General features: G+C 38.9%; 10 protein-coding genes. 2 read left to right on the forward strand and 8 right to left on the reverse strand.

The annotated features are described in order from the left end of the window. Window positions 1-59: 59 nt before the first annotated feature. The 6 genes from B2X72_RS01525 to B2X72_RS01550 form a co-directional block, all read right to left on the reverse strand. Window positions 60-1,847, reverse strand: coding sequence for a glycoside hydrolase family 2 protein (locus B2X72_RS01525; RefSeq protein WP_286848127.1), 1,788 nt, complete (start codon window positions 1,845-1,847; stop codon window positions 60-62). Between the two features lie 28 nt (window positions 1,848-1,875). After that, window positions 1,876-3,264, reverse strand: a complete 1,389-nt coding sequence (locus B2X72_RS01530; protein WP_286848128.1) for a DUF4832 domain-containing protein — start codon at window positions 3,262-3,264, stop codon at window positions 1,876-1,878. 644 nt (window positions 3,265-3,908) lie between these two features. Continuing rightward, window positions 3,909-6,467, reverse strand: coding sequence for a tetratricopeptide repeat protein (locus B2X72_RS01535; protein ID WP_286848129.1), 2,559 nt, complete (start codon window positions 6,465-6,467; stop codon window positions 3,909-3,911). A gap of 228 nt (window positions 6,468-6,695) precedes the next feature. Further along, window positions 6,696-7,145 (reverse strand): nuclear transport factor 2 family protein, encoded by a 450-nt coding sequence (locus B2X72_RS01540; protein ID WP_286848130.1) that lies wholly within the window; start codon window positions 7,143-7,145, stop codon window positions 6,696-6,698. Window positions 7,146-7,493: 348 nt separating this feature from the next. Then, the gene (locus B2X72_RS01545) at window positions 7,494-8,129 is read right to left on the reverse strand and encodes a hypothetical protein (protein WP_286848131.1); all 636 of its coding nucleotides are present in this window, start codon (window positions 8,127-8,129) and stop codon (window positions 7,494-7,496) included. A 607-nt stretch (window positions 8,130-8,736) separates the two neighbouring features. Next, complete coding sequence (locus tag B2X72_RS01550) at window positions 8,737-9,183, reverse strand: nuclear transport factor 2 family protein (RefSeq protein ID WP_286848132.1); 447 nt, start codon at window positions 9,181-9,183, stop codon at window positions 8,737-8,739. A gap of 585 nt (window positions 9,184-9,768) precedes the next feature. Here B2X72_RS01550 and B2X72_RS01555 point away from each other — a divergent pair. Then, window positions 9,769-13,239, forward strand: a complete 3,471-nt coding sequence (locus B2X72_RS01555; protein ID WP_286848133.1) for a TraB/GumN family protein — start codon at window positions 9,769-9,771, stop codon at window positions 13,237-13,239. A 38-nt stretch (window positions 13,240-13,277) separates the two neighbouring features. Here the strand turns inward: B2X72_RS01555 and B2X72_RS01560 are convergent, their stop codons facing one another. Further along, window positions 13,278-14,345: a S41 family peptidase gene (locus tag B2X72_RS01560; RefSeq protein ID WP_088160526.1), complete on the reverse strand. Its 1,068-nt coding sequence runs from the start codon at window positions 14,343-14,345 to the stop codon at window positions 13,278-13,280. Between the two features lie 336 nt (window positions 14,346-14,681). Here B2X72_RS01560 and B2X72_RS01565 point away from each other — a divergent pair, with 336 nt between their 5' ends. After that, on the forward strand, window positions 14,682-17,069 hold the full coding sequence (locus B2X72_RS01565) for an ABC transporter permease (RefSeq protein WP_286848134.1): 2,388 nt from the start codon (window positions 14,682-14,684) through the stop codon (window positions 17,067-17,069). 38 nt (window positions 17,070-17,107) lie between these two features. Here B2X72_RS01565 and B2X72_RS01570 read toward each other — a convergent pair whose 3' ends face one another. Continuing rightward, on the reverse strand, window positions 17,108-17,923 hold the full coding sequence (locus tag B2X72_RS01570) for a hypothetical protein (protein ID WP_286848135.1): 816 nt from the start codon (window positions 17,921-17,923) through the stop codon (window positions 17,108-17,110). Between the last annotated feature and the right edge of the window lie 64 nt (window positions 17,924-17,987).

Genomic DNA, 17,987 nt, shown 5'->3' on the forward strand with positions numbered 1-17,987 from the left:
ATCGAAAAAATAGTGTCACTGTGGTACTCCTCTTTAAGCTCGGTTTCGTAATTGAAGTCTTATTTATTATCATAATAATGTTTCATCAGAAACCAGGCTTTCTTTCGGTAGCCTTGGTCTGAGATCAATCCTTTGCGGTTCCAGCCATCTTGGTTGGTCGGATGAAAACGGAACGGCGAACGGAAATCAAATAGCAGCCAAGGTGAAGTTCCGCGCAGGTTTGGAATATGCTTAAACATTTCGAGGTTGTTTTTGTACAAAGTCGCTTGGTAATCTTCACTCCATGAACTGACGACATCCTTTTCGCCCGTTTTGCCATACAGCGCCTCGCCTCCAAATTCAGAAATAATTAAAGGCTGGCCTTTTGCCACATCCCATACTGCTTTATCAGGAGAAACTGGCCAGGAGTGGTACCAGCCTAAATATTTGTTAACAGCTACGACGTCCAATTCTTTCGTAAAAGGATCATCCATAACAAAGGTTTCCTTCTCCTTATTGAAACGAACAAGATCAAAAGCAGCGGTTATAAGCCTGGTCGTGTCAATGGCTCTGCATGTAGCAATCAAATGCCTGATAAAAGCATTTCTAGGCTCGGATGGTTGGGTTTCATTGGCTACTCCCCAAAAAGCTAGTGCGCAACGATTTTTGTCTCGAGCAACCATTTCCCGCATCATTTTACCGGCTTTCTCTTTGGTCGATTCATTTTCAAAATCGATGCCTTGCCAAATGGGAATTTCTTCCCACAACAAGAAACCCATTTTTTCGGCCATTCTCACGATATATTCATTTTGTGGATAATGCGCCAAACGAATCATATTACAGCCCAAAGCTTTCGCTTCTGAAAGCAGCATCACTGCATCTGCCTGTGAAAAAGCACGACCTTTGCGCTGAGGTATTTCCTCATGAAATGAAATGGACTTGAGAAAAATAGCTTCGCCATTCAGGAAGATATCTTCCCCTTTTACCCAAATATTGCGAAAACCTATTTCCTCTTCTATTTGATCGTCGCGCGTTGAAATCTTCACGTTATACAGTTTGGGTGCAGTAGGCGACCAACGTATGATTTTTCTCGATAGGAATGAAGTTTTTACTTCCCCCTGAGCATCTGTTTTAAGCGTTTGTTTTAGTTGTAGTTCCGGTATTTCGATAGTTACCGAGGAATTGGCCATCGTTTCCGAAAGTTTGACCTTCGCATTGATTTTATCGGCTTTGGTTTTGTCCAATTGCACAAAATAATCATCGATAAAAACTTTTGGCGTGCTTACCAAAAAGACATCTCGGGTAATACCGCCATAGTTCCACCAATCAAAGGCCATTGCCGGAATGGCATCAACCTGCCGGCTATTATTTACCTCAACTGCCAAAAAATTATCGTTTTCTTTAGCTGCATCTGTTATTTCAATCTGAAAGGGGGTAAAACCACCTTCATGTTGTGCAATCTCTTGTCCATTGAGATATATGCGACAACGGTAACTTACCGCAGCGAAATACAAGAACAACCTTTCGTTATTTTCTTTCACTACATCGAACTTACGGCCATACCAGATGGTACCTTCGTAATATTTAAGTTCAGGCATTTGACTGTTCCAATCTGAAGGTACATTTAAACGGAGACCATTCTCGAAAGCGTATTCATAAAAATCAGTCTTGCTTTCGGCTTTTTTATTCAGATAGATTTGGTTTTTTCTTCCCTGGTCGTATAAGTCTACAATAGCGTCCCACTTTCCATTTAAGGATTGAGCTCGCCTACCATACACATTGGCCATATTTTGCTGTGCAACAAGGTTGGAGGTTATCAGGCTAAAAAAAAGGGACAATATCAAAGATAGATTGATCAGCTTTATCATAATAGGTGTTAGTTGTTAATAAAATTTTCTATTTTACCTGCAATGCCGAAAGCTTTATCCAACCCTGAGCCGTCAAATCTCCATCAAGGGCAAGTTGAATAGCCGGCTTATTTTCCTTGGTCGTATCAACAATGGCGACTGCCCAGTTATATATCCCTGCAGGTAGATCTACTTTTGCATTTATTTTATAACTCGCAGCAGCACCTTTCAACCAAGCAGACGGTTCACTCTGACGATCTACAAAAATCTTTTTAACATTCCCTTTGGCATCTAACAGGGCAAAAGCAACTTTATATTTGTAATTCCATTGTGGAATATTATTAGGTAAATAGCCCCAGCCCATATTCTGCCAACGATGGGAGATTTGCGCTATCTTTCCCGACTTGATATCTTGAGGGAGGTTGATTTGGTCTGGATATACACGGTACCCCCCTTCTGTAATAAACCGTTGAACCAAATCAAAGGACTTAAACCAGGATTCAGTTTCTCCCCCCGCTCTAAAGTCCATCATATTGACATGGGCTTCGGCCGACAGGTCGAACTCACCTGTCCTCACATCCTCGTCATGACCTTCTCTATATTTTCCACTGGGGTCTGTCCAATAACGGTGCTTACCTGGGGCAATAATCCAGCCTCCTTCCATAATGATAGGACGCTTAAAATTCCATTTCTTGGCAAAATCCTTTTCCCAATTCTGGTAATAGCCAGTCATGCCAAAAGCATCTTGGCGAAGGCTATACCCCTTATCAATAGCTTTATCCAATAAGCGTTCACTATTCGGGTTGACTGCGCCCCAACTTTCGGGATGACCGACCAGACGATGGTAGTTGATAACCAAAGGAACTTTTGTAAATGTGTTAGCATATAAGCTGGTCACCCAGTCCAGGGTTTCTTCCTTTATTTTTTCAGTACTTTCGGGTGTTGCCATTTTGGGGTCTTCATAGACAACATAATGTGCTTCGCCCCATTTCCCCAAGCCATAGGCATCAATAAAAGAGGTCTTTTCAGGATCATTAAATTCCTTGGCCAAAGCTGTGATAAATTTGGTATAGTATTTTCTAAATACCGCATCCTGAGGATAAGGTGTTTGCCTATCGGGATGATTTTCATTTTCCAAATAATATTTGGCTCCGAGGTCGAACACAAATTTGGGTGTATTTTGACCTTGGTCGCGACCATCTACCACAATACGGAGCGCTATGGGCAACCCTCTCGTTTGTGCGCCTTTAAGGAGCTTTCCTATTTTAGAGTTTGGATCATCCCAGGCATAAACACCGTCACTGGGATTCAGCGAAGACCAGCTCGTGCGTACATAACATGCCGAAGCATAATCAATGACCTTTACCTTTTTACCCAATGCTGGCACAAAATATTCGATATCCCAATACGTATCATCGGCATTACGGGGAGCATACATTACCCAACCATTTAAAGGATTGCGCAAGACTGAATGACCATCGTATTTTGGCTTTAATAAAATATACCCGGTGTTGCCCGAACCGCTTTTCCCTTTATTTTTTTGAGAAAAACCAAGCAATCCAGAAGTGCACAATAAAAGCGTTAAAAAAAAATTTATTATCCAATTTGAGAATAGCTGTTTGTTTATCATTTCGTTTTTGAACATATTTTCAAGTCTATTGGTTATTTTATTCCTGTTGTGCCAGCGACTTCTATAGTTTATCATTTAGTGTGCTGATTCAACAAAACTGATTTATTGGGATACGGTACAAAATTAGCCACGACAGGCTACCGCTATGGTATTGATTTGTTCAGAAATGGTTCGTTTTTGTACAAAAATTAGGATTTAATCCGCTATGAAGGACGATGTGAATAAAATCATTTACTTATGGAGACTAAGTGATAAAGAAACAGCTCTTCTTCTTGGATTTTATACCGTTTATAACTATTAGGGAGGTTTCTTATCAGATTTATAGCAGTCTATTTAATGTAAAAAGCCCGATTGTTCTCGGGCTTTTTAGGTTCATGTTCCATACGATCCTCTTCATTCGAAAGAAATGAAAAATTCTATCACATCTGGCGTATGCCAAATTTTCAGAAGTATTACTTCAACTTCTGTAAGCGTTCTTTCGCTGCAGGCACGATATCATCGTTTTTGTCATAATTGTCAATCACACTTTTCAAGGTACTCTTCGCCTGGAAAGCATTGCCTTTGCGCGCATAGGCATCAGCAAGTACCAGGAAGCTCTTGGCAACCCAGTATTCTTGCGCTTCCCTATTGTTAATCACATCAAAGGCTGTTTCCAGCGCCTTATCATATTCCTTGTTATCGTACTGCAAAAGCGCTACGCGATACCGTGCTTCTGCGCCGATAGCCGATTGACTCTTCAGCGCAGCCAGGTTGAATTCTTTCATGGCAGACGCTACATTTTTTTCTTTCAACAAAGCTTTTCCACTGTACAAATGCGCTTTCGCTATTTCCTCCTCGGTTGCCCCGTTGTAATTTTTGACCAGACTCACATACTTAGCCATTTGCTCCATATCGCCGAGTTCGAAGTAACACACCATCAGGTTCGTTACCGCATAGCCATAGTTCTTTTTATATTCTTCGTTGAGCTCCAATTTTTTGAGGTGCACAATGGCTTCATTGTATTCTTTAAGATCCAGATATAGCGCAGCAACCGTCAGCAAGGTATTCTCTGAATATTTGCTCGTCCAGTCGTTCAATATGATATTTAGATCGTGTAATGCTTCCTGCGGATGCCCGGTGCGGTACGAACTCACCCCACGGATATAACGGGCGAATTTTTCTTGTCTGGGTTTTGGAAATTTATCAAAATAGGCGTTGATCGCTTCTACAGCCGCTCCATATTCTCCCCTGGCGAATAGCGACTGCGCCGCCTGGAAAGCCATGTTATCAAGCTCTGCGGGACTCAGATTACTGACATTGGTACCGACAGCGTAACGAATATAGCTCGAAGCATCCCCTTGATCGAGGTAGATGTTTTCAATGAAACGCATCGCCTGCTCCGCCTCGGCAGTTCGGGTGTATTTCTCCACCACCTTCTGGAAAGTCGCTTTCGCCGCTTCGGGCTCATCATTGTTGTACTGCACGAGTCCTATGGTCATTAAGGCGCGGGGAATATAACTACTGCGAGGGTACTTTTCGACCATTGCCTGTAACCCTTCGATCGCACGGCTATAATCACCCATCGTGAAATAAGTATAGGGAATTTCAAAGGCCGCATCATCTGCATAGTTCGAAGATGGAAATTGTTTCAACACCGACCGCAGCGTACTGAGCTTGGTTTCATTGTCGCCTTGCAGACCAAATAAAACACCGCGCTGGAATAAGGCATAATCCTGATTGGGCGCTTTGCTGTTGATCAGCTGATCGTAGTATTTGTTGGCACGGCTGTAGTCGCGCAGACACAGGTAGGAATCGCCCAGACGTGCAATGACATCATAGCGTATATTTTGATCCACCGCATTTCCTCCAGCAGTCAGAAAGCGTTCAAAATAATTGGCTGCCAACTCAAAACGGTTGTTTCGGTAGGCCGCATAGGCCAGCCCATAATTTGCATAATTATACAGGTCGCTATTCCGAGCGACGGGCAGGCTTAGAAATTGGGAGAAGTTTTCTACGGCTTCACCAAATTTGCGCACTTCATACATGGCCTCTGCTTTCCAATAGGTCGCAAGAGCGGCCATTTCAGCATTGACCGGAAACTTTTCAGATCGCATAAACATGGATATGCTATTTTCGAAAGCACGCTCGTTATAAAACTCCAGTCCGCGGTAGTAGGTGACCTTTTGATAGATCGCATTGACTTCCCGACCGCGCTCTTTTAGCGATTCCAGCATACTAACACCGGCATGGAAGTTGGTGGTCCCACGTAGGATTTCAGCGGATAGTGTTTCGGCACTTTCCTTTCTTTTTGAACCCGGATCGACAGGTTTCACTTCCTGCTCGATATATTTCTCGAGGACTTTTTGTGCCGCTTGGGTGGAGTCCATTGCAAACAAGATTTTAGCATAGTTAAATAGCGCATCGGCTTTCACTTGCTGGTCTAAATCCAGTTTTGTCGCTTTGACAAAAGCATTTCGTGCGGCTTGCTTATCGCCAGTCTCCAGAGCGATATGGCCCAATGTCATGATCGCCCCCTGATAAAAGGCATCCGAAGGTTTTATGGCCTCCAGCATACCGCTTGCTCTTTTATATTCTCCCGCCCCGTAAGCCAGATAGCTGATGCGATAATTATCGATATTACTTTGCGAAGCGTCTGGGTGCCGTTTCATCAATTCGTGATAATAGGCCTGTTTATATTTTTGCTGCGCTAAATAGGTAGCTGTGGCAATTTGACGCAGCTCCGTCTCAATAGCATCGCGGTTGATATGCGTCATATCCGGACTTCGGCGCACCTTGACCGCATCGGCCAGCATAGGCCGGTAGTCGCGTACGACATCAATGGAATCCATGGTTTGAACCTCTCCGCCGCCACCTTGCACACTATGTTGCTGTTGCTGTTGCTGTTGTTTCTCTTTCTTTTCTTTCTGTTGTTTCCCCACTTCCTGCGCATAACCTGTAACCAGCAAAGCCGAAAGCGTCCCAGTAAACAGGTATTTCAGGTAATTGTGACCGATTCTTTCTTTCAATATCATTGTTCGTCCGTATTTCTGAATTGTTCCAAACGTTCCTTTGCCGAGGAGACATAGGGTTATCCCTAACTAGTGTATTCAAAACTAAAGAATTTCAAGCACATTCGGTAATTTACACCTCATAGTTGCTTCGTTTCAACGATTTAGAACAAAACACGCTATTCCATTGCTCTATCGGCAACTGAATTTATACAATAATGGAGCCAAGAAGAAAAAATAAAAGAGTGGTTCTTACTGATAGGAATGGACTGACTTGGATACCTGCCAACTGCCATTCTCATAAACTAAAGTCACTAGGTCAGTCATGCTAAAGCTGTCAAATTTCAATACAATTTTTGCAATCATATAATCTGTGGATTTTTCGACAATCTTGATATGCGTTTTACAGTTCAGAATTTCTCCCTGCTGTTTTTTTAAAGATTTAATCAAAGCCTGGCGTCCGTAGTAGGTCTGTATATTGGAAGCCTGAATCCTTTGGCTGAAATCTTCCGCAAATAATTGCTCTAAACCCACAGATTCTCCAGCCGTCGTTACAGCAACATAATGCTGCAAAGCGAAGTCTGCTGTGGAAAGATTAATGCTAATTTTTTCTGGTTTTGATGCTGGCTTTTCAGCTGCCATGGCAACTGACGATAAGCAGATTAAAGCTGCTGCCGTGAATGTTTTTACGAATGCTTTCATACTATCTTTTTGTTCTATTGTGTTAGTCTATATACCCTTACTTGTTGATCCAAAACTAAAGTTCAATATATCTCTGGCCTATGGACTTTAGACCAACGGTATTTGAATATCGGTGAATGGCGGAAATGTAAAGGTGAATATAACAACCATCTTAGCTGCTGCATGCCAAATACTATACCAGTGGCTACAATAAAAACATTTGTGCCTCTCAGCACATTTAAAGGCATTTTCGAGATTCTTTACGAAAAAGAAAATGTGCGCATACGAACAGTTTCAAAATAGATTGTTCGCATACGCACACCGCATAAAAAGCCTAGCAAAAGATTACTGTCTGCTGACCAAGTTAATTTATTTCGCTTTCTTTATCGGTGTATCGACTGATATTGCAAAAAAATCGTCAGGAAGTTCCCTTGCTTCTATCTTTTGAGCTACCGATTCCATTTTGAATTGCTCATTATCGACCACAATTTTCAATGGAACAGACTTGGCTTTTGATAAATAGTAGTTCCAGTTTCCATAACTATGCATCTGATACTTCGTAAAATCAACAGGGTACTTTGATGTGTAGAAATAGGTTGTCTGCCCACCTTGCGTCTTTAAAATCAAGGCATCACAATCTTCCCCCAATATTTTCTCTTTATTCTTAACGAGCTCATAACTTATAACTGCATCTGATTTCACATCGGCATCAAACCAATAAAGTGTGTCGGATCGGCTCGTCTTATTGTAAAGTCTATTGGTTTCACCAATATATAACTGCATTGTTATACCGACACCATTTGTGCACGATTTATAATTCCCCGATTTAATAAAATATTCTTGCTTATCACCTAGAAGAATCTTCATTTGTTCACTAGTGACGCTTGAATTCTTACTTTGAAAGCTATTTTGATAAATAATTTCGCCTTCAAATGCTTCTTGAGCATAGCCTTTCAATGTGACGGATAGCAATAATAAAAATAACAATAATCTATTTGTGTTCATTTGATATTAACAAGCTTTTTATGCTATAACTATTAAAGTGGGAACTTCAACCGAGTGTCTAAACTAAATTGAATCACTTTTTGAATATAATACAGGTTAATGCCGCAAACTTAAGAATATTCGTCGTATTTCATTGATTTCACTCAATTAACTGATACACCACTATTGGTCAAGATTTAGTTAAAAAAGAGAATTTTTAATGAAATTGCTATGCTTATTCCTTGCTGATTCTTTGCCGGTTCTTTGGTGTTTCTTTGGTGTTTCTTTGCTCTTTGTTCGGGTCTTCTTTGGGATTGGCTTGGGCTTCGTCTGCTATTTCTTTGGTGTTTCTTCGGTGTTTCTTCGGTGTTTCATTGGTGTTTCATTGGTAAAAAAGCAAAGAAACAGCAAAGGGATACGTATCTATAAGATAACTTGGTTCCTGCCATAAGTGAGCATTTGTCCCGAAAGAAGCAAATGATGATTAGCAAATTCACGTATAACGATGCTGAATGTTAGCCCACGTTTCGTAAGTTAGAGTTAGAAAAACGAACTGTCCGCAATAAAATAAAAAAAGCCACATCTCCTGATGTGGCCCTACAACTTATATATTGAATTAAAATGACTCCTATTTATACGAATTGATCGATTTGGACACTTTCCAGTCATTTCCTTCACGGACAAAAGTCACTAGATCGGTCTTGGTGAAATCCTCAAATTTCAAGGTAACCCTGGCCACCATATAAGCTGCTGATTCTTCAAGAACGTCTGTATTCACTGTACAGTTTAGCTTCTCGCCTTTTTGTTTTTTCAAGGACTTAACCACTTCACTACGGCTATTTGACTTCAGGTTTGCCGTTTGGACCTTTTGATTAAAATCCTCAGCAAACAATTGTTCTACACCAGCCGATTCACCTTCAGTCATTACAGCAACATAGTGCTCTAAAGCAAAGTCTGCTGTTGATAGGTTAACGTTTGTTTTTGCTGATTTTGATCCGGGACCTTCAGCTGCCATAGCACATGTTGAAATTGCGATTAAGGCTGCTGCTGCGATTGTTTTTACTAGCGTTTTCATAATATCTTTATTTTATCGTGTAAGTTTTTTCTATTCTTATTTGTTGATTCAAAATTACTGCTCTAGATACTTCTTGCTCACAGACTTTAGATCAACAACGGGTAAAACTCGGTGAATGACTGAAATGAAAAGGTGAACTTCAAAATGCATAAAGAACATAAGATCAATTTTATTAGCTTCGTGCCAAATACTATACCAGTTGTCCTGTGCGTTCAATAACGGCTTCTATAGCCTTTTAAAGCATATTCCATATCTTTTTCAGAAAAAGTCGCTGTACGGAAGCGAACAGTTTATAGCGATATTGTTCAAATGCGTACACCCTATTAAATGCGGGCTAAAAGATGAATTATACTTCCTGAATTACGCTCATTTAATTAAAACTGAAAACCAGGATTCAACAATTGTGAACAAAAGATTTTAAAGGAGGTTCTGTTGCGCATCTACTGAAATTTATTTATTTTTAATAGATTATTTTGATTTTGAATCTTATACGATCAATTCAATTTTCAGCCATAGTAAGATATGCTACCAAGTAAATAGCTTTAGCTTCATTTCTTAGAACCATAATATTGATCTATCAACCAAATGTATAAATCTGTCAGCGCCACAAAATACACGCAACTCCTTTTATGGGTGTTTATTTTTTCCTGTCTCACTTCGTTTATAAGCAACGCTAATGCTCAAGAAACAAAATACACAAGCTTTTTATGGGAGATTACCGGAAAGGGGCTAACTAAACCTTCTTACCTGTTAGGCTCTGTACATTTAAAAGACCGGCGTCTGATCAATAGCAATGATTCTATATTTGTGGCTATTGCTAATACAGATGCACTGGCTTTGGAAGTACACCCCGATACGCTGTATAAACAGATATGGGATTTTCGATACAGCAAAAAATCAACACTTAAAAAGATAGCGCTTACCGAAGTACAAAAAAAAGAGTTTGTAAAACGCTATCAAAAGGAGTATGGTGTGATGCCGGATTCCCAGCAAATGGCTTCTCCGCTTATTGTTAAATATCTCATGAATCCCAGCAACGATAAACCGGACGATATTACCGCCGTACTGGATGCTTATCTCTATGGCCTAGCCAAATCGCAACGAAAATATATTGTTGGCCTCGAGCCAATAGAAAATCAACTGGATGTTGATGGTAGTAACGAATTGGTTCATCTCGCGAACAAAAGTGATAGTACAAAATACTATAAGTATCTGGAGGATATGATGCAACTGTATAGCTCTGGAGACCTGGCTGGTGTTTGGAACGCGATTTCACCCCATATTGATCTTGAAGAAATGCAAAGAAGGAATAACACGATGCTAAAAAATATAATTTTGCAGCTCGATAAAGGTACGCTCTGCGCGGTCGTGGGGGCCGCTCATCTTGCAGGTGACCTAGGACTCATCCACCTTTTACAAAATGAAGGCTATAAGCTCCGCCCCGTTAAGACAAAAAAAACAGATCTGGCTTCTAAATATAAAATAGACTTCAGTACGATGGAATGGATGCCCCAAAAGGACTCTATCTTTGGATATACTGTCCAATTACCAAAAAGTTATATCTACAGGATAAATACATTGGGTGCAACAAACATCATCTATGGTGATCTGAGCACAGAAACAGAACTGATGGTGTCGGCTCAATTTGTTGGTGATCTGAATGGACTTACTGCGAAAGAAATTTTAAAACAAGAATACGAAAGAAAAACTGCCAAAAGCAAGTTCCCTATTGTATCTCAGCAATTTCTTGAAAAAGATGGTGCCCAAGGTATGCAGTTGATCACCGCAAATAATGGCATGGAGGTTAAATGGGAATTCTGGCTAAAGAACAATACATTATATAGCTTATCGGCCTTTACCAGCAAAAGTCCATTAGACAGGTATTTGTCGGACCGCTTTTTCAATGGCTTCACAATCCTTCCTCTCGACCGCCCTGCTGAAATAGATGAATCTGTCAATGACATTGGTGCTTTTGCAATAAAAATGCCGACGCAAATTCAATACCTTTACCAGACAGGTTCAGAGCAGCTTGGAGATAAACAGCTCCAATATGGCATACATAATTATTTTTCAATGGATAGGGATCGAAAAATAAATTATATGGTTCAGTATCACGATTATCCGATTGGCTATATCATGACTGACAGATCCTTGATGCTGAAAACGCTCAAAAACAGCCTTAAAAAAAATCCAGCGCTTACCGTTACCTCTGTTGAGCCAAGGGAGAAGGAGAATATAACGGGCATGGCAATAAAAGCCCAATTGAACAAATCAAACCTATTCGCAGAAACATGGGTCCGCGGGAACCGAATTTATCAGGTACTTCAGGAAAACCTAGATAAGAATAATAAAGAAATGGATAGCGCTTTTTTTAATTCCTTCCGTATGGTTCCTTTTAAGGAAGCCGACTGGAAAGATTTCACCGTAAACAGTATGAAGCTAAAACTTCCTGCTACATCGTTGATAAAGATAAAAAATGAGGATGTAGCTGAGCAACTTGATAGCGAATCTCATATTTATGCCGCAGCCGACAGCAATTCAAGCACATCCTTTCTCTTGGAAATCACTAAACTGCCTAAATATTATCGGCTGGAAAAAACCGACAGTTTATATGCCGAAATACAGGCTACTGCAAAAAAGAAATCTGAGAAAATGGTCCATTACGACACACTACGATCCGACAATATAACCGCTGCAATCTACACAAGTAGCGATTCATTAACAGCTAACTATCATAAAAAAGCGATCTGGATCAGAGGCAATATATCCTATGGATTTGATGCTATCGGCACACAAGAAACAGTTGAAAAAATAGATATAAACAGGATTATCAAATCCGTCCGTTATACAGGTACTACAGCGAACTTTGACGTATATAGCTCAAAAGCAGCAACTCTTTTTGAAGATATCTATAGCGCTGATTCTCTCGTTAGCCAAAACGCAAAAAACACATTAGAGCTCAGTTACAAATTTGATAAAAATGACCTAGCACTAATTTATAAAACATTGGTCCGAAAACAGGTCGATGACGAGCAGAACAGTGGGCTTCGAAGAAACCTGATCTATAGTTTGGTAAAGAATCATGATGAACGGAGCATACCTCTTTTAAAAAATATACTTAAGGATCCGACAACACCAGACCTGATCAAAATCGCAATCTTCCCGACCATCTATGAAATAGATTCAACACAGCTTGAATGGTATCTCCAGGCATTAAATCATCATCGACCCGATGTTGATTACCAAGTATGGCAATTACTACAGCCTTTACGCACTTCCCATAAATACGTAGCTGAGAATTTAGAACAGGTCATTCCATTATTTGCTATCGATAATTACAGACCTACACTATTAAATATTTGTTTAGAAATCGCTAAGGACAGCACTATGCGCAATAGCCGTGAAATGGTAAAGGTTTATCTGCCGAATGTAATGAAATATCTAGCCAAAGACCTGTCCAAATTTACTTCCGAACAGGAATCAGAGGATAGTTTCGATCCTTATTGGATAAGCGATTATGTGAAAATACTGGGTTTATATGATCAAAAAGATTCACTACTAAAATATCAACATCAGTTGCTCGCTAATACACAAATAGGTTATCTGCGAGCCTCCACCGCAACTGAATTTTTGGTTCTCGGTCTGCCATTGAATCAAAAATTAATGGATAGCATCAATGTTAATATATCGCAAAGAGGAGTATTGATGAGGGGGCTTAAAGAGAAAAAACGCGAAGATTTGATAGCCCCCAGGTATAAGGAGCAAATTGAAATTGGAAAAATTGTTGTAAACGATTACATGGAATCCGAATGGGATATGCAGTCGCAACAAATTGATTATCTGGGACAATTGACCGAGAATAATAAAAAGTATTTAGTTTATGCATTTAAAACTGAGAACGATGAGCAAAGCTATCTCTCAATTTATTTACCAGATGACCAAATTAAAGAATGGTCTTATACTTATGAAAACTGTTATTCAGATCTTGAGCCCTTTATCGGAGACTGGAAAGAACAAGCTCTCAAATTGATCCAACAAATGCGTATTGAAGATTAAAACAATAAGCTGATAGCGAAAAAATGTTCTAATAGAAGTTAAATACCTCCAGAGGTTAAAAACTCAAGTGCCTTATTGATAAATATTGATTTATTTTCTAATATATATTGATGTTGTTCTTTACGGCTTTGAATATTCTCCGGATACGTAATCGTTATATCTGGATTTATTCGTTCTCCAACATCATACGATTTTCCTTTTCTATTGTGCAACAAGGCAGTCATTAAATTAATGGAATATCCTTTATCTACATAATAAAGTTCATTACCTGATGTTAAACCAGCTGACTTTGTTCCGATGACGGTCACATTCTTTTGTCCTAAAAAATGACATGCAGCAATCTCTCCTGAGCTTCCCGTTATTCCCGAAATCAAAATAATTACTGGTATCTTATTATTTACAAGCGGTAAGACTTGAACAGTATCAAATTTAAAATACTTTGCTTCCACATCATTGTCTATATATAAACCATTTTGGGGAATCTGAAATTTATCTACCAAAACCTCCTTTCCGTCTTTGTCCAATGTTCCATCAAAATAACAAAAGGTTTGTGTGGTATCTATGAGAGCATGAAAGGGAATGATCATCGGAGCACAACTACCACCTTCATTCTCCGTTAAATCAATAATCCAAGCCTTAGGTTGTTTTCCATCTAGTTCAAGCAACTGCTTTTGTAAAGTGTCAATATACATGCGATGTTCCAGATCAACACCAGGAACGTTAATGTATGCATATTTATCTTCGATCAATCGATGCTGAAAATTTGGCCCAGGCATCCCTAGTTGTGCGTAGGTTGTGGAAGCATACTTTTTAATTAACGCCAATTCATCTGTGGTACCTTTAACTCTATGTACACTCGAATGATGATCATTTAAACCTGCAACTATCTTTTTAAAAGTTGGCATTAATGAATCAGTCGAATTAATATTCCTGACGTTCAACTTTGTTTCTTGACGCATTTTATCGAAATCGACTCTACTACGCATAAAAGAATGAGCCTCTAGTGTATCGATGAATTGATCGACTAATTTGGTTACTTCCTTGTTTTGGGCACGACAGATATTGAATACAGAAAAACATACAATAAAAAAGATAATTTTACACATAAACTAACGATTAATAATTTATCAAAACTAAAAAAAACTGTAAAAACATTTGGTCAATTGTAGAAATTATTTCGTTATTTTCTTGACCTATAATATGTATTTCAGCGTATCTTCTAGAAGTAATCTAATTTTCCATTCTCCGTTCGCAAGCGAACAGTATTGTTCACAATCGAACAATTTAATACGGTTACAAAAACAAACAAAACACTGAACATCAAAAACTTAAAGTTTAGGCAAAACTATTGATGCGTTTAAAACCAATTGATCTCAAGCATGTTGCATGAGATAAAAATGACATGAAATGCAATGAATTTTTAAGATTAAAATTAGGAAATCATGTATAATTACTTAAAAGTCGGTTGGCGGAAATTGTTCAGAAACAAAATCTTCTCCTTAATCAATATACTAGGATTATCGTTGGGCCTAGCCGCATGTTGGATTATCCTCTTATTTGTGAATGATGAATTGAGTTATGATCGTTATTTTACGCAGGCAGACCGTATATATCGCGTTGTTTCTCACGGAAAATGGGATGGCGGTTCCTTTGATATAACAGGAACTGCAGGTCCCCTTGCAAATGTTATTAAAGATGAATTTCCCGGCGTAAAAGAAGCCACCCGATTCGATATCGAGGGCGGAGGCATAATTACCATTGATAATCAACAAACAAAAGTCAACGAAATCTTCCTCGCAGACAAGAATTTCTTCAATCTATTTGACTATAATTTTCTTGCTGGCAATCCTGCAAGGGCATTGGCTAATCCCCAATCTATTGTACTGACAGAAGACTTAGCCGTACAATTGTTTGGATCCGTAGAAACAGCAGTCAATAAAACGCTTTATTTCAATAAATCTGAACCCAGCCTTGTCACGGCTGTTATACAAAATGTACCTCAAAATACACATTTCAGCTTCAGAGCTATCCGTTCCTTTTCAAAAGACTTTAATCCTGATTGGAATCAACTTTACCTTTATACTTACGTACTATTAAAAGATCAGTCATACTTGCCCCAACTTCAAAAAAAACTTCCTTACATCGTAAAAAAATATATTCATGGACGGAATCTCGATTTTGATTATAAAATCGAATTACAACCAATTACGGATATCCATCTGCATTCTAATCTAAGTTATGAGCTCGGCAATAATAGCAATATCAAATATGTTTACATCTTTTCCATTGTCGGTGCATTAGTACTCTTAATTGCGATCGTAAATTATATTAATATCACGACGGCGCAGGCTTCAATAAGGATGAGAGAAATTGCCGTCCGGAAAGTAATCGGATCCAGCACTTTAAATCTAACCAAGCAGTTTCTTGTTGAAACGTCTTTAATCATCTTTTGTGCAGCATTGTTAAGCATATTGCTGGCCTCAACTTTTCTTCCATGGCTAAACCAAATGATCGGTAAGCAATTGGATTTATGGCATTTTGGAATAGGGAAAACCTTACTGTTTGTACTTCCATTTATCGTATTTTTAGTATTCACTACCGGTATTTATCCAGCTTTAATACTTGCAGGACTAAAGACTATTCCTTCGCTAAAAAATCAGATCGGAACACATGGCTTCCAACATCTACTGAGAAAATCACTTGTGGTTTTTCAATTTGTAATCGCAGTATTGCTTATTGTATCCACCATGGTGATTTTTCTACAATTGAATTTTATGACTACAAAAAACCTGGGTTTCGACAAAAATCAGGTCATGGTTTTCCATCTGGACAATGAATCCACTCGCAATAAAGGCGACGAGTTCAGAAATAGCTTACTTGAAGATAGCCATATCACAGAAGTAGCGTTCGCCAGCAATCCAATTGGGAAAAACGACATTGGCGTGGGAACTTTCAATGTTGAAAATAATGGAAAAATTGATCCCAACTTTACACTCGCCAATACCTTAAAAATTGACCCTAATTTTATCCCAGCAATGCATATTCAACTGGTTAAGGGAAGAAATTTCGACAGTACCATGCCAACAGATAGCGCCTCTGTCATTATAAACGCAGCATTTGCAAAAAAACAAGGCTGGACAAACGCGATAGGCAAAAGGATCGAATTTGGAAGAGACACAACTGGAAAATCTATCCTGAAATCTGTTATCGGGGTCGTCAGCGACTTTCATATTTATTCGCTTCAGCACAAAATAGAGCCTCTTATCCTAGAACTTCCAGCTAATAAAATGGAAATGGATAATATTTATATTCGCATGAAATCGACAAATGTAGACCATACAATTTCGCATATAAACAAAGTTTACAGTAAATATGTCCCCGATTATCCTTTAGAATACACATTTTTAGATAAAACCTTTGAACAGCAATACAATTCGGAAATAAAACAGGGTCAAATTCTCTTAATTTTTGCCTTATTGTCTATCGTTATTGCCTGTTTAGGGCTATTTGGTGTAATCACATTCGCTATCCAATTGCGAATAAAAGAAATCGGTATACGCAAAACATTAGGTGCAACACTCAGCAACCTCGTTTATCTACTGTGCTCTGATATGGTTAAACTGGTCGGTATAGCCCTGTTAATTGCACTGCCGATCGGATGGTTATTGATGAATCAGTGGCTGCAAGAGTTCGCTTATCGCATTTCGGTCAGCTGGTGGATACTTGTAGGTGCCGGGATCATCGCACTGGTAATTGCCATTCTAACCCTATGTACCAGAGCAATAGCCGCTGCAAAAGCTAATCCGGTCGACAGTTTAAAAGTGGAGTAAGAATTTGTATCCACTATACTTTCGCGTAATTATGATTGTTATTGATAAAATTCCTTGCGTACAAATTCGTTTTTATTGAGCTTATTTAGCGCTCTTATCAAATAATAGCGATGTAGAAAACCTGTTAAGACGACAATCTTTTTACCTGGATATATTCGAGCTATCTCATAGATGTTGGATGCCATTGTTTGATTTCTTAAATCCCAGAAGTCTGACATTAATCTGAATCCATCTTTATAACTGATCTTGTCTCCATCGGGTTTTGTGACAAACCCTTCTGAAAACTCAGACCTTGCATCTGTAATTTTCAGTAATTCTTGATATTGATAATATTGTCTTTTTTCAGCAATGCTATCCGTAGTATGATTATTGAAATTTTCGGGAGATAACGTGGCAATTTTTATTAAATCTCCCGTGATACGTTGAAATTCTTGGTAAATATTGGCTTGCCCGCCGGTCAATTTTTGAGCACGGTACAAACTGTCGATCAATTTAACGGTTAAGTTATCAGTAGGTACCATGCCTTTTTCTTTACGGTATTTGTTTCTTCCCTCAAAATCAAATGGAAATCTCAGGGTTTGTGGATTCTTCATCAAATAAAGATTGCTTGCTTTTATTTCATTTCCCTCGGGGCTATACTGAGCAGTTTCATATTCCTTCATCCCTTCACGGTCTACTTCATGAAGAATAATATCAGGCTCAATATGGTTAAGAATTCCAACCAAAATTTGAGCATTATAATTTGGAACACTATCGTGAATATTTCCGATTACATATAGGACTGTTTTACTTTTTTGTCCAAACACATGTGTAAAGATTAGAAATAACAAAACAAATACGGTTGAATGTTTCATAACGTGCGGTTTACTTTTTATGATTTTTTAATATTTTAGCGCTAGGGTATTAATAGTATTCTCT

Source organism: Sphingobacterium sp. UBA7253, assembly GCF_002472745.1.
GTDB lineage: Bacteria > Bacteroidota > Bacteroidia > Sphingobacteriales > Sphingobacteriaceae > Sphingobacterium > Sphingobacterium siyangense.

What these genes read in the sequence shown, in the direction of transcription:
- B2X72_RS01525 (WP_286848127.1), bottom strand. Translation starts at nt 1,847, where the DNA reads ATGATAAAGCTGATCAATCTATCTTTGATATTGTCCCTTTTTTTTAGC.
- B2X72_RS01530 (WP_286848128.1), bottom strand. Translation starts at nt 3,264, where the DNA reads ATGTATGCTCCCCGTAATGCCGATGATACGTATTGGGATATCGAATAT.
- B2X72_RS01535 (WP_286848129.1), bottom strand. Translation starts at nt 6,467, where the DNA reads ATGATATTGAAAGAAAGAATCGGTCACAATTACCTGAAATACCTGTTT.
- B2X72_RS01540 (WP_286848130.1), bottom strand. Translation starts at nt 7,145, where the DNA reads ATGAAAGCATTCGTAAAAACATTCACGGCAGCAGCTTTAATCTGCTTA.
- B2X72_RS01545 (WP_286848131.1), bottom strand. Translation starts at nt 8,129, where the DNA reads ATGAACACAAATAGATTATTGTTATTTTTATTATTGCTATCCGTCACA.
- B2X72_RS01550 (WP_286848132.1), bottom strand. Translation starts at nt 9,183, where the DNA reads ATGAAAACGCTAGTAAAAACAATCGCAGCAGCAGCCTTAATCGCAATT.
- B2X72_RS01555 (WP_286848133.1), top strand. Translation starts at nt 9,769, where the DNA reads ATGTATAAATCTGTCAGCGCCACAAAATACACGCAACTCCTTTTATGG.
- B2X72_RS01560 (WP_088160526.1), bottom strand. Translation starts at nt 14,345, where the DNA reads ATGTGTAAAATTATCTTTTTTATTGTATGTTTTTCTGTATTCAATATC.
- B2X72_RS01565 (WP_286848134.1), top strand. Translation starts at nt 14,682, where the DNA reads ATGTATAATTACTTAAAAGTCGGTTGGCGGAAATTGTTCAGAAACAAA.
- B2X72_RS01570 (WP_286848135.1), bottom strand. Translation starts at nt 17,923, where the DNA reads ATGAAACATTCAACCGTATTTGTTTTGTTATTTCTAATCTTTACACAT.